This is a genomic window from Pseudomonas sp. JE3303 (genome assembly GCF_056312565.1).
Genome location: NZ_JBWGIF010000024.1, coordinates 1 through 12,295, shown reverse-complemented (window position 1 = coordinate 12,295; position 12,295 = coordinate 1). Strand labels below are relative to the sequence as shown.

Sequence of the window (12,295 nt, the reverse complement as noted above, 5' to 3'; positions counted from 1 at the left end):
GGGACGCCGGCCCGCTTCGCGCGGTCCGGCGTCCCGGCACAAGGCCGCTCCTACAAAGGTCAAGAGCAGCAGGGGCGCCTACGCCTGATTCAACGCCTGCGCCGCAGCCAACACCGCATCCACATGCCCGGGCACTTTCACCCCGCGCCATTCCTGGCGCAGCACGCCGTGCTTGTCGATCAGGAAGGTACTGCGGTCCACTCCCATGTACTCCTTGCCATACAGCTTCTTCAGCTTGATCACCCCGAACAGCTCGCAAAGCGCCTCGTCCTTGTCGCTGATCAGCTCAAAGGGAAACCCTTGCTTCGCCTTGAAATTCTCATGGGACTTGAGCCCATCGCGCGATACGCCGATCACTTCGGTGTTGGCCGCCTGGAACGCTGCATGCTGGTCACGGAAACCCTGCCCCTGGGTGGTGCAGCCAGGCGTGCTGTCCTTCGGGTAGAAATACAGCACCACCTGGCGCCCGGCGAGGCCTGCCAGGCTGACGGCCTGGCCACTGGTGGCCTGGGCCTGGAAGTCGGCGACGGGTTGGTCGAGTGCTACGGCCATGTGGCTTTCCTTACATCGGGTTCTGTGGGCGCCACGGTTCGATCAACGCGTCCAGGTTCAACGCATCGGCGAAATCCAGGAACTGGTCGCGCAGCCAGCTGATCTGGGTGCCGGCCGGCAAGGTCACGGTGAACGTGGCATTGAGCATGCTGCTGCCAGTCTGCGGGGCTTCGTAGGTGTCGCTGGTCAGGTTCTCGAGCTCGACATTGTGGTCGAGGAAGAACTGGCACAGCTCACTGATGATGTCCGGCCGATAGGCGGCGCTGACATAGGCCACATAAGGCAAGGCCTGGGGGCGCACCTCAAGCTCGGCGCTACGCACCATGTTCAGGGTGAAGGCGTGCTTCTTGCCCAGCGCAGGCAGGCCGGCCTCGAAGCGTGCCAGGGTGTCCCAGCTGCCGGCGACCTGCAGGACCAGCGCGCTGGTCTCGCCGTGGCGGGTCAGGCGCGAGGTCACTACCGCGCAGCGGTTGTCGTTGGCGGCGCGGCTGAGGACGTTGGCCAGCTCCATGGGGTTGGCGCCCAGGGCGCTGATGACAAGGAATTGTTCGCGTACGGTGGGGGTGGACATGCAGCATTCCTAAAGCGATGAGCGGTCGGTACAGGACGGGTGCAGATGCCTGGATGGCGGGGCCCGTGGCCCGACATGGGGGCCGTGGACGCGGGCAGCAGGCGTTGTCGGCGGCCCGGCGGGCCACGCTGTACCAATCAAAGGGGAGAGGGTAGCGAAATCTGGCGCCGGAGGGAATGCTCCACCCGCCTGCTTCGCTTGTGCAAGGTCGATGGCGCCAGTACCATTACCGCTCTCTTTTTCCGGCAGGAGCAGTTTCATGATTGCGGGCAGTATGGTGGCATTGGTCACACCCATGGATGCAGAAGGGCGTCTTGACTGGGACAGCCTGAGCAAACTCGTGGACTTCCACCTGGAGAATGGCACCCACGCGATCGTCGCCGTCGGCACCACCGGTGAGTCGGCGACCCTCGATGTCGATGAGCACATCAAGGTCATCGAATTCGTCGTCAAGCGTGTCAATGGCCGTATCCCGGTCATCGCCGGCACCGGCGCCAACTCCACCCGCGAAGCCGTGGAACTGACCCAGAACGCCAAGAAGGCCGGCGCCGACGCCTGCCTGCTGGTAGTCCCGTACTACAACAAGCCGACCCAGGAAGGCCTGTACCAGCACTTCAAGCACATCGCCGAAGCCGTCGACATCCCGCAGATCCTCTACAACGTTCCCGGCCGCACCTCCTGCGACATGCAGGCCGAGACCGTGATCCGCCTGTCGACCGTGCCGAACATCATCGGCATCAAGGAAGCCACCGGCGACCTGCAGCGCGCCAAGGCCATCATCGACGGCGTCAGCGATGACTTCATCGTGATGTCCGGCGACGACCCGACCGCAGTCGAGCTGATCCTGCTGGGCGGCAAAGGCAATATCTCGGTCACCGCCAACGTCGCCCCGCGCGAAATGGCCGACCTGTGCGAGGCCGCCCTTGAGGGCAATGCCGAGAAGGCCCGCGCGATCAACGAAAAGCTGATGCCGCTGCACAAGAACCTGTTCGTCGAAGCCAACCCGATCCCGGTGAAATGGGCGCTGGTGGAGATGGGCCTGATGCATGAAGGCATTCGCCTGCCACTGACCTGGCTGAGTGCCCCCTGCCACGAAACGGTACGCCAGGCCCTGCGCCAGTGCGGCCTGAAGTTTGATTGAGGACGTACACCGCATGAAGCGACTGGCTGGTCTTTCCGCCCTTGCCCTGATTATTTCCAGCACCAGCGGTTGTGGTTGGCTGTGGGGCGACGAGGGTTATTTCCGCGACCGTGGCAGCGACTACCTGACGGCGAACCAGACTGCCCCGATGCAGCTGCCGCCCGATGCGACCAACGTCAAGCGCATGGATCCGCTGTTGCCGATCCCACGCAACGTCGCCGACGACAACGTCAAGGGCGAGTACGACGTGCCGCGTCCGCAGCCGCTGTCGGCCACCGCCGATGTCAGCGACTTCAGCCTGCAGCGCAGCGGCAGCAGCCGTTGGGTGCTGGCCCAGCGCGCGCCGGCCGAAGTCTGGCCGATCGCGCGCCAGTTCTTCGAGGATAACGGCTTCCGCATTGCCGAAGAGCGCCCGCAGACAGGTGAATTCAACACCACCTGGCAGCGTTTCGACGAGCTCTCGGCCTCCATGGGCCAGCGCCTGGGCAGCGCCGCCAGCAGCACCGACAGCGAAGTGCGCGTGCGAGTGCGCATGGAGCCGGGCGTGCAGCGCGGCACCAGCGAAATCTACATCGTCAGCGTCGAGCGTCCGGCCGGCAGCACTGCCGAGCCAGGCTTCCCGTCCGCCTCCAACAACACCGGCGTCGATGCCCTGCTGGTCGACGAAATGCTCGCCAGCATGACCCGCAGCGCCGAGAAGGGCGGTTCGGTGTCGCTCCTGGCCGCGCGTGACTTCGATGCCCCGAGCCAGGTCAGCCTGAGCGAAGACGGCAGCGGCAACCCGGTGCTGTTCCTGGGCGCCGACCTCGACCGAGCCTGGTCGAGCGTGGGCCGTGCCCTGGAGCAGGGCGAGTGGCGCGTCGAAGACATCAACCGCAGCCTTGGCCTGTACTACATCAACCTGTCCGAAAAGCCTGAAGACAAGCAGCAGCAACCGGGCTTCTTCAGCCGCCTGTTCGGCAGCGAGCCGACCCAGGAAGAGCGCGAAGCCCGCGCCGAGCGCTACCAGGTCCGCCTGGCCAAGGTCGGCGACAACGTCCAGGTCACCGTCGAGAAGAACATAAACACCGTGGCCCCGGCCGATGTCGCCCGCCGCGTGCTGAGCGTCATTCAGGACAACCTGGGTTAAGTGCGCTTCGCGGTACTTGGAAGCGGTAGCCAGGGAAACGGCACGCTGATCGCCAGTGGTGATACCTTCATCCTGGTCGACTGCGGCTTTTCCCTGCGCGAGACCGAGCGGCGCCTGGCGCTGCTCGGCGTGTCTGCGGCGCAGTTGAGCGCGGTACTGGTGACCCATGAGCATGCCGACCACGTCCATGGGGTCGGCTTGTTGTCACGGCGTTACAATGTGCCGGTCTACCTCAGCCAAGGCACGCTGCGCGGCATGCGCAAGCCAGTCGAGGCGGCGGGCTTTCTCGCCTGCCGCGGCAGCCTGCAGGTCGGCGCGCTCGAGATCAGCGCCTCGCGTGTCGAGCACGATGCCCTGGAGCCCTTGCAGTATGTCGTCAGTGATGGCCGGCGCCGCTTCGGCATGCTGACCGACCTGGGCTCCTACGACATGCACCTGCTGGAACGCTACCAGGGCCTGGACGCGTTGCTGATCGAGGCCAATCACTGCCGTGACCTGCTGGCGCGCGGGCACTACCCGTATTTTCTCAAGCAGCGGGTCGGCGGCAGCCAGGGACATCTGAACAACCACCAGGCCGCGAGCCTGGTGTCCGAGTTGGGCTGGAAAAACCTGCAGCATCTGGTGCTCGCCCACCTCAGCAGCAAGAACAACCTGCCACAGCTGGCGCGTCAGTGCTTTGTCGACACCTTGGGGTGCGATCCGGACTGGCTCCAGGTGGCGAATCAGGACCATGGGCTCGACTGGCGTGAAATCGCCTAGCCCAACTACTCAGCAAGCGGAGCCCATCATGGAAAAACGCGAAGAACTCTACCGTGGCAAAGCCAAGTCGGTTTACAAGACCGACGACGCCGACCGCCTGATCCTGCTGTTCCGCAACGACACTTCGGCGTTCGACGGCAAGCGTATCGAGCAGCTCGACCGCAAAGGCATGGTGAACAACAAGTTCAACGCCTTCATCATGCAGAAGCTTGAAGAAGCCGGCATTCCGACCCAGTTCGACGCGCTGCTCGGCGACAACGAATGCCTGGTCAAGAAGCTCGACATGATCCCGGTCGAATGCGTGGTGCGCAACTATGCCGCCGGCAGCCTGGTCAAGCGCCTGGGCGTCGAGGAAGGCATCCAGCTGACGCCTTCGACTTTCGAGCTGTTCCTCAAGAACGACGAAAAGGGCGACCCCTTCATCAACGAATCCCACGTCGTGGCATTCGGCTGGGGTACCGCTGACCAGCTGGCGACCATGAAGACCCTGTCGCTCAAGGTCAACGAAGTGCTGACCAAGCTGTTCGACGACGCAGGCCTGCTGCTGGTCGACTTCAAGCTTGAATTCGGCGTGTTCCACGGCCAGATCGTGCTGGGCGACGAGTTCAGCCCGGACGGTTGCCGCCTGTGGGACAAGCAGACCCGCGAGAAGATGGACAAGGACCGCTTCCGCCAAGGCCTGGGCAACGTGATCGAAGCCTACGAAGAAGTTGCCAAACGCCTGGGCGTGCCGCTGTAAGCCGGCACATCCGCGCAAGCGCCTGATACCACGCAATTTTTTTCAAAGAAAGGTTTGCCTTTAAAGAAACTGCTGGTATCATGCGCGCCACTGGAGAGATGCCGGAGTGGCCGAACGGGACGGATTCGAAATCCGTTGTACTGGCGACAGTACCTAGGGTTCAAATCCCTATCTCTCCGCCATACGCTACACCTGCAAGGCCCCTGGGAACTTCACCGTTGCCAGGGGCTTTGTTGTTTCAGGCCTCTTCCTTCTTTGTCCCATGCCTGGGACAAACTGTCATATTGACATCGCCATTTCTCTTGCAGTGGCATTTCGGTTACAATCCATAAAACGTTTCAGCCTTAGCCGGTCCCCTGGGTCCGCGCAGGGCGGCGTCCTATGTTTCTCAAGCAGCTCAATCCAACGATCAAAACAAACGAGCGCTGAAGGCATGAGCAGTTGCGGCCGGGTTTTCACCTGGCCCTCGAAACCAGCCACCTTCGTCTTCAACAACGCCCACCTGGTGTCATCCATACCGTGATGACCTCTCAGGCTGCTGCGATGAAGAGCCGCGGGCGGATATGTTCTATTGAGTGGATTGATCAATGTTCAAGAAAACAAGCAAGGCCTTGCTGGCACTGGCAGTAGCGGCAGGTGTCCTGCAAGCGCACGCCGAAGAAACCCGTAAAGTTGACGTTCTGCTGGTCGGCGGCGGCATCATGAGTGCGACCCTGGGTGTCTGGCTCAACGAGCTGGAGCCGGGCTGGTCGATGGAAATGGTCGAACGCCTCGACGGCGTCGCCGAAGAAAGCTCCAACGGCTGGAACAACGCCGGTACCGGCCACTCCGCGCTGGCCGAGCTGAACTACACGCCTGAAGACAAGGACGGCAACGTCACTATCTCCAAGGCGATCGAAATCAACGAGTCGTTCCAGATCTCCCGTCAGTTCTGGTCGTGGCAGGTGCGCAATGGCGTCCTGAAAAACCCGCACTCGTTCATCAACTCCACCCCGCACATGAGCTTCGTCTGGGGTGATGACAACATCAAGTTCCTGAAGAAGCGTTACGACGCCCTGCAGGCGAGCCCGCTGTTCCAGCCGATGCAGTACTCCGAGGACCACGCGCAGATCGCCAAGTGGGTCCCGCTGATGATGGAAGGCCGTGATCCGAGCCAGAAGCTGGCCGTGACCTGGACTCCAATCGGCACCGACGTCAACTTCGGCGAGATCACCCGCCAGTTCGTTGGCCACCTCAAGGACCAGCCTAACTTCTCGCTGAAGCTGTCCAGCGAAGTGCAGGACATCTCGCGCAACAAAGATGGCTCCTGGCACGTCGAGTACAAGAACCTCAAGACCGGCGACAGCACCGCGACTGACGCCAAGTTCCTGTTCATCGGCGCCGGTGGTGGCGCGTTGAAGCTGCTGCAGAAGTCCGGCATTCCTGAAGCCAAGGAATACGCAGGCTTCCCGGTAGGTGGCTCGTTCCTGGTAACCGAGAACCCGACCGTTGCCATGCAGCACATGGCCAAGGCCTACGGCATCGCCTCCACTGGCGCGCCGCCCATGTCGGTACCGCACCTGGACACCCGCGTGCTGGACGGCAAGCGCGTCATCCTGTTTGGCCCATTCGCGACCTTCTCGACCAAGTTCCTGAAGAACGGCTCGTACCTGGACCTGCTGGGCACTACCACCCTGCACAACGTCTGGCCGATGACCAAGGTCGGTGTCGATCAGTACCCACTGGTCGAGTACCTCGCTGGCCAGCTGATGCTGTCCGACGACGACCGCTTCAAGGCCCTGCAGGAATACTTCCCGAATGCCAAGAAGGAAGACTGGCGCCTGTGGCAAGCCGGCCAGCGCGTACAGATCATCAAGCGTGACGAAGCCAACGGCGGCGTGCTGAAACTGGGCACCGAAGTTGTCGCTTCCGAAGACCGCACCATCGCCGGCCTGCTGGGCGCTTCGCCGGGTGCCTCGACTGCGGCCCCGATCATGCTGCACGTGCTCGAAACCATCTTCAAGGAGAAGGTCGCGACCCCAGAGTGGCAAGCCCGCCTGCGCGAGATCGTGCCGAGCTACGGCACCAAGCTGAACGAATCGGCTGCTGCCGTGCAGAAAGAGTGGGACTACACCTCTGAAGTCCTGCAACTGACCAAAGCGCCGGTGATCGACCAGACCGCTGCCGCGCCTGCTGAAACAGCTGCGCCTGCTGCACCGGCTGCCGCTGCTGTCGAAAGCAACCCTGCCAGCGACATGGCGTTGTAAGCCAACCCGCTGCACCCAAGAGCCCCGAGGTTGCCATCTGGCAGCCTCGGGGCTTTTTTGTGTTCACGCCTTGCTGAACAACGCCTTGGCTTCCACGAAGCACTGCTCTGCGATGGCCGAGCGCGGCTCGCTCTTGCGCAGCAGCAGGCCGATCGGGCTGTGGATGCTGGCGTCCTCGATGGGCACGATGCGCAGGTGCTCGCTCAAGTCCTCCATCCCGCAGTCGAGCGGCATCACGGCGCAGCAGATGCCGGCACTGATCGCCTGCACCAGCTGGAAGCTCGAGTCGCTCTCCAGCACGGCCACCGTGTCGAGGCCGTGGCTGCGCAGGCTGAGGTCGAGCGACTGGCGATAGTGCATGCCCTTGCTCAACTGCCCCAGCGGCAACCCAGCCAGGGCCTGCCATTGCAGTTGGACGGCGTCGAACTGGAAGTGCCGGGTGTCGTGCAGCAAGCCCATGGTGGTGGTGCCCAGCTCGATCACCTCGAAGAAACTCGCATCGACCTGATCCAGGTAGCAGATACCCAGGTCCAGCTGGTTGCGGCTCAGCCCGTCGATGACCTGCTCGGAGCTCAGCGAACTCAGCTCGAAGTGCAGTTCAGGGTATTTCTCCCGCAAGGGCCGAAGCAGCTGCATGGGGTTGAAGCTCGACAGCGGCACGCTGCCCAGGCGCAAACTGCCGACGATCTGCCCGCGGCAACTGGCAGCCTCGGCCTGCAGGCCGTCATGGGCGGCCAGCAGGGTACGCGCCCATGCCAGGATCCGCTCACCCGCCTCGGTGAAGCCCTCGAAACGCTGGCCACGCTTGACCAGCACCAGGTTCAATTCGTCCTCCAGGCTGCGCAGGCGCATGGACAGGGTCGGCTGGGTGATGTGGCACAGCACGGCCGCCTGGCCGAAGTGCCGGGTCTGGTCCAGGGCGATGAGAAACTTGAGCTGCTTGATGTCCATGGTGCGGCCTAGGGGAATCGGGAGACAAACTCCCATGACCTTACCCAACTCCGCGGCGGCGATCCAACTTTACCGAAGGCGTGCTCAGCTCAGCACGTAGTCCACCGGCACCAGCGCAGGCGGCAGCTCGCTGTGCCCCATCGCCGCCAGCACGTCGCGCTCGACCGTGCGCACCAGCGCGTCGGTGGGCAGGTCGTTCTCGTCTCGGCCGAAAGGGTCCTCAAGCTCGTTGCCGATGGCGTCCAGGCCGAAGAAGGTGTAGCTGACAATGGTGGTGAACAGCGGGGCCAGCCAGCCCAATGGCTCAGCCAGCGCAAAGGGCAGCAGCAGGCAGAAGATGTAGATGGTGCGATGAAGCAGCAAGGTGTACGGGAAGGGCAGGGGCGTGCCCTTGATGCGCTCGCAGGTGGCCTGCACCTCGGACAAGCCGTTGAGGTGCTGCGTCAGGAGGCCATACCGCCAGTCACTGATCTGCCCGTCCTGTGCCAGGCGCGAGCACTTCGCCCCGACGTGCTGGAGAATGCTGTCGCACGGATTGTGCGGGCTGGCCACAAACGGCGCTTGCAGCCACGCCTGCGCCGCTTGCCTGTCGTCCTCGTTACGCAGCTTGGCGTTGAGCGCATGGGCGAAGCCGAGGAGCGCCCGCAGCAACTCCTCCCTCAGCTCAGCATCGTTGATGATCACGCTCTCGCGCACGAATGAGCGGGTCTCGATGATCAGCTTGCCCCAGGCCTTGCGTCCCTCCCACCAGCGGTCATAACAGGCGTTGTTGCGGAAACTCATGAAGATCGACAGGGACAGCCCGAGCAGGGTGAAGGGCGTGGCGCTGACCGGATAGAAGAAGGCAGGGTAATGGCGCTCGACCAGCACGATCAGCGCGGCCAGCAGCGTGACCATCAGGCACCGCAGGGCGATGCGCTTGACGATCGATCCCTTCAGGGTGAACAGCACACGCAGAACATCGGGGCGGGAGTGGACGATCATCGGGTCGCGGTATCCCTGCGGCTCAGCCGCCGGTCATGTTCATGAAGCGCAGAATCTGCACCTCGCCGCCCACCTCGAAGTGGTGCTGGTAAGGCTTGAGCCCCACGGCGTGGCGGATGGCTTTTTCCAGGCTGACGGCGTCGCCGGGGTGGTCGCGCAATACTTGCTTGAGGTCCAGCGAATGCTCGTTGCCCAGGCACAGCAACAAGCGGCCCTCGACAGTCAGCCGCACCCGGTTGCAGGTCGCGCAGAAGTTGTGGCTATGGGGCGAGATGAAGCCGACCCGGGTATTCGGCGCCTCGGCCAGGCGCCAGTAGCGTGCCGGGCCCTGGGAGGACTCGGCGGAATCGATCAGGGTGAAATACTCGGCAAGCTGCGCGCGGACTTCGTCGCTCGAGCAGTAGGATTCGCCGCGCTCATGCTCGCTGATCACGCCCAGGGGCATCTCTTCGATGAAGGTTATATCCAGCTCGCGATCAATGGCAAAGCGCACCAGGTCGACGATCTCGTCGTCATTGCGGCCCTTGAGCACCACGCAATTGAGCTTGGTCCGCCTGAAGCCCGCCTTGCTCGCCGCATCGATCCCGGCAATCACCTGCTCCAGGTCGCCCGTACGGGTCAGCGCCTTGAAGCGCTGCGCGTCGAGGCTGTCGAGACTGATGTTCAGGCGCGTCACCCCAGCATCGAACAAGGGCTGGGCCAAGCGCCCCAGCTGCGAGCCGTTGCTGGTCATGCACAGCTCGCGCAGCCCGGGCAGGGCGGCGATACGCTGGCAAAGCTCGACGATGCCCTTGCGCACCAGCGGCTCGCCACCGGTCAGGCGGATCTTGCGCGTGCCCAGGGCAACGAAGCGCTCGGCAACCTGATACAGCTCTTCGAGGGAGAGGATGTGCTCGCGGGGCAGGAACTGCATCTCTTCAGCCATGCAGTACACACAGCGAAAGTCGCAGCGATCGGTGACCGACATACGTAGGTAGTCGACCTTGCGGTTGAAGCTGTCGATCAGTGCGCCGCTGTCATTGTTCACGAGGGGGTCTCTTGGGCTGCCTTGGCAGGGACTGTCTCAAGAAGCTATATCGTGCGCTGCGGGGCGTCAAATAGCTTCGGTCGACCGGGCGATTGACCCGGTCTATCACCGCCGTACAGGGAAGGCAGTGGTGTACTTGATCTGCTCCATCGCAAAGCTCGAGGTGATATTGGACAGGCCATCGGTGCTGGTGATCAGTCGCTTGTAGAAGCGGTCATAGGCCGCAATGTCGCTCACCACCACCCGCAGCATGTAGTCCCAGTCCCCGGACATGCGATAGAACTCCATCACCTCCTCGAAGCCCGTCACCGTGCGCGCGAATTGCTCCAGCCAGGCATTGTCATGGCGCTGGGTCTTGAGCTGGACGAACACCGATAGCCCCAGCCCCAGGCGCTGCGGGTCGAGCAGGGCGACACGGCCACGAATGTAGCCCTCTTCCTCCAGCCGCTTGACCCGCTTCCAGCAGGGCGTGGTGGTGAGGTTGACGGCTTCGGCCAGATCCTTGAGAGAGATCGAGGCGTCGCGCTGGAGCAGGGTGAGGATGTGCTGGTCGAAACTGTCCATGTCGGTCGCATGCGTATAGGAGAAAAGGTTTCTCCAGACTAGCCATCTCGCGGAAACAATGGAACCTGCGGATATGCCATAGTTGCCGTCATCCCCCGTATCCCTGGTCCCGAGCATGTCCGACAAGCCGCGCAACTTCGCAACCCGCACCCTCCATGCTGGCGAGCAGTTCTCCGTCGCCGACAACGCCATCTTCCCCGCCATCGTCACCGCCAGCACCTTCATCAAGCGCAGCCTGGACGAAGACACCGAATACGCCTACAGCCGAGTCAGCAACCCGACCCGCCACGCGTACGAAACCTGCATAGCGGCCCTGGAGGAGGGCTCCGGCGCAGTCGCCTGCGCTTCGGGCGTGGGTGCCACGGCGACCGTGCTGGAACTGCTGCCCAAGGACTCCCACGTGGTGGTAATGAACGGCGTGTATGGCGGCACGTTCCGCCTGCTGGAAGACTACCGCAGCCACAGTGCCGGCCTGACCACCACCTACGTCGACCTCAACGACATTCAGGCCGTGGCCGACGCGATCCGCCCCGACACCCGCCTGATCTGGATCGAGACCCCGACCAACCCCTTGCTGCAGTTGGTCGATATCAAGGCACTGTGCGAGCTGGCGCGGGCACGCGGCATCCTCACCTGCGTCGACAACACCTTCTGCTCGCCCTGGAACCAGCAGCCGATCAACCTCGGCGTCGACCTCGTGATGCATTCGGCGAGCAAATACATCGGCGGGCATTCGGACCTGATCGGCGGCGTGGTGGTGGCTGCCACTGACGAACTGCTGGCGCGCCTGCGCAAGATCAGCATGGCCGTCGGCGCCATCCAGGGACCTTTCGACTGCTACCTCGCCCTGCGCGGCCTCAAGACCCTGGACGTACGCATGGAGCGCCAGTGTGCCAACGCCCTGCGCATTGCCCGCTTCCTTGAGGCGCATCCACAGGTCGAGCAGGTGTTCTACCCCGAGCTCGACAGCCACCCGCAGCAGGCCCTGTGCAAGCAGCAGATGCGCACCGGCGGGGCGGTAGTGTCGATGAGAATCAAGGGTGACCGCCAGGCCGTGAACCGGCTGGTGGAAGGGTTATCGATCTTCGTCCTGGCCGACTCCCTGGGCGGGGTAGAGAGCATGATCAACCATTCGTGGAGCATGTCCCACAACTCACTGAGTCCCGAGCAGAAAATGCGCATCGGCATCGGCGAGAACCTGCTGCGGCTGTCGGTAGGAATCGAAGATCACCGCGACCTGATCGCGGATCTGGAGACCGCACTGCAGTTGAGCGCCTGACCCCAGGTTCCCCCACAAGAACCTGGCGCAGCGGCCTTATACCGCGATCGAGCGAAGAACCTGTGGGAGCGGCCTTGTGCCGCGATCGGGCGAAGAACCTGTGGGAGCGGCCTTGTGCCGCGATCGGGCGAAGAACCTGTGGGAGCGGCCTTGCGCCGCGATCGGGCGAAGAACCTGTGGGAGCGGCCTTGTGCCGCGATCGGGCGAAGAACCTGTGGGAGCGGCCTAGTGCCGCGATCGGGCGAAGAACCTGTGGGAGCGGCCTAGTGCCGCGATCGGGCGCGAAGCGGCCGTAAACCCTGCATACGCATTTTGTCTGACACATCGAAGTTGCAGGTTTTACGGCCGCTTCG

At 63.2% G+C, this 12,295-nt stretch carries 12 protein-coding genes and 1 tRNA gene; 7 read left to right on the top strand and 6 right to left on the bottom strand.

The window, feature by feature from the left end:
* Positions 1-78: 78 nt before the first annotated feature.
* Positions 79-552, bottom strand: coding sequence for a peroxiredoxin (locus AC0ZZU_RS23790; protein ID WP_476343866.1), 474 nt, complete (start codon positions 550-552; stop codon positions 79-81).
* Positions 553-562: 10 nt separating this feature from the next.
* A complete protein-coding gene (locus tag AC0ZZU_RS23785) occupies positions 563-1,123 on the bottom strand; it encodes a glycine cleavage system transcriptional repressor (protein WP_476343864.1) in 561 nt (186 codons plus the stop codon).
* 259 nt (positions 1,124-1,382) lie between these two features.
* Here AC0ZZU_RS23785 and dapA point away from each other — a divergent pair, with 259 nt between their 5' ends.
* The 6 genes from dapA (at position 1,383) to mqo (ending at position 7,137) form a co-directional block, all read left to right on the top strand.
* Complete coding sequence (gene dapA / locus AC0ZZU_RS23780; RefSeq protein ID WP_476343862.1) at positions 1,383-2,264, top strand: 4-hydroxy-tetrahydrodipicolinate synthase; 882 nt, start codon at positions 1,383-1,385, stop codon at positions 2,262-2,264.
* Between the two features lie 13 nt (positions 2,265-2,277).
* Positions 2,278-3,393, top strand: a complete 1,116-nt coding sequence (gene bamC, locus AC0ZZU_RS23775; RefSeq protein WP_476343860.1) for an outer membrane protein assembly factor BamC — start codon at positions 2,278-2,280, stop codon at positions 3,391-3,393.
* A complete protein-coding gene (locus AC0ZZU_RS23770) occupies positions 3,394-4,152 on the top strand; it encodes an MBL fold metallo-hydrolase (protein WP_476343858.1) in 759 nt (252 codons plus the stop codon). It abuts the gene before it with no gap.
* 28 nt (positions 4,153-4,180) lie between these two features.
* Complete coding sequence (purC, locus tag AC0ZZU_RS23765; RefSeq protein ID WP_476343856.1) at positions 4,181-4,891, top strand: phosphoribosylaminoimidazolesuccinocarboxamide synthase; 711 nt, start codon at positions 4,181-4,183, stop codon at positions 4,889-4,891.
* Positions 4,892-4,983: 92 nt separating this feature from the next.
* Positions 4,984-5,073, top strand: a tRNA-Ser gene (locus tag AC0ZZU_RS23760).
* Positions 5,074-5,478: 405 nt separating this feature from the next.
* Positions 5,479-7,137, top strand: a complete 1,659-nt coding sequence (gene mqo / locus AC0ZZU_RS23755; protein ID WP_476343854.1) for a malate dehydrogenase (quinone) — start codon at positions 5,479-5,481, stop codon at positions 7,135-7,137.
* 63 nt (positions 7,138-7,200) lie between these two features.
* On the opposite strand, the gene AC0ZZU_RS23750 is transcribed toward mqo, so the two are convergent.
* From AC0ZZU_RS23750 to AC0ZZU_RS23735, 4 genes are all read right to left on the bottom strand, one after another.
* Positions 7,201-8,088: a LysR family transcriptional regulator gene (locus AC0ZZU_RS23750; RefSeq protein ID WP_476343868.1), complete on the bottom strand. Its 888-nt coding sequence runs from the start codon at positions 8,086-8,088 to the stop codon at positions 7,201-7,203.
* 84 nt (positions 8,089-8,172) lie between these two features.
* Positions 8,173-9,072, bottom strand: coding sequence for a bestrophin family protein (locus AC0ZZU_RS23745; protein WP_476343852.1), 900 nt, complete (start codon positions 9,070-9,072; stop codon positions 8,173-8,175).
* Between the two features lie 22 nt (positions 9,073-9,094).
* Positions 9,095-10,099 carry a GTP 3',8-cyclase MoaA gene (moaA, locus tag AC0ZZU_RS23740; protein WP_476343850.1) on the bottom strand — a complete coding sequence of 335 codons (1,005 nt, stop codon included), beginning with the start codon at positions 10,097-10,099 and terminating at the stop codon, positions 9,095-9,097.
* Positions 10,100-10,204: 105 nt separating this feature from the next.
* Positions 10,205-10,663 carry an Lrp/AsnC family transcriptional regulator gene (locus tag AC0ZZU_RS23735; RefSeq protein WP_476343848.1) on the bottom strand — a complete coding sequence of 153 codons (459 nt, stop codon included), beginning with the start codon at positions 10,661-10,663 and terminating at the stop codon, positions 10,205-10,207.
* Positions 10,664-10,778: 115 nt separating this feature from the next.
* Between AC0ZZU_RS23735 and AC0ZZU_RS23730 the strand changes: the two genes are divergently transcribed.
* A complete protein-coding gene (locus tag AC0ZZU_RS23730) occupies positions 10,779-11,942 on the top strand; it encodes a trans-sulfuration enzyme family protein (protein ID WP_476343847.1) in 1,164 nt (387 codons plus the stop codon).
* Positions 11,943-12,295: the final 353 nt, after the last annotated feature.

Excerpts from the sequence above, each read along its gene's own strand:
- bamC (WP_476343860.1), top strand. The coding sequence starts at position 2,278 with ATGAAGCGACTGGCTGGTCTTTCCGCCCTTGCCCTGATTATTTCCAGC.
- AC0ZZU_RS23745 (WP_476343852.1), bottom strand. The coding sequence starts at position 9,072 with ATGATCGTCCACTCCCGCCCCGATGTTCTGCGTGTGCTGTTCACCCTG.
- AC0ZZU_RS23790 (WP_476343866.1), bottom strand. The coding sequence starts at position 552 with ATGGCCGTAGCACTCGACCAACCCGTCGCCGACTTCCAGGCCCAGGCC.
- dapA (WP_476343862.1), top strand. The coding sequence starts at position 1,383 with ATGATTGCGGGCAGTATGGTGGCATTGGTCACACCCATGGATGCAGAA.
- purC (WP_476343856.1), top strand. The coding sequence starts at position 4,181 with ATGGAAAAACGCGAAGAACTCTACCGTGGCAAAGCCAAGTCGGTTTAC.
- AC0ZZU_RS23750 (WP_476343868.1), bottom strand. The coding sequence starts at position 8,088 with ATGGACATCAAGCAGCTCAAGTTTCTCATCGCCCTGGACCAGACCCGG.
- AC0ZZU_RS23730 (WP_476343847.1), top strand. The coding sequence starts at position 10,779 with ATGTCCGACAAGCCGCGCAACTTCGCAACCCGCACCCTCCATGCTGGC.
- mqo (WP_476343854.1), top strand. The coding sequence starts at position 5,479 with ATGTTCAAGAAAACAAGCAAGGCCTTGCTGGCACTGGCAGTAGCGGCA.
- AC0ZZU_RS23735 (WP_476343848.1), bottom strand. The coding sequence starts at position 10,663 with ATGGACAGTTTCGACCAGCACATCCTCACCCTGCTCCAGCGCGACGCC.
- AC0ZZU_RS23785 (WP_476343864.1), bottom strand. The coding sequence starts at position 1,123 with ATGTCCACCCCCACCGTACGCGAACAATTCCTTGTCATCAGCGCCCTG.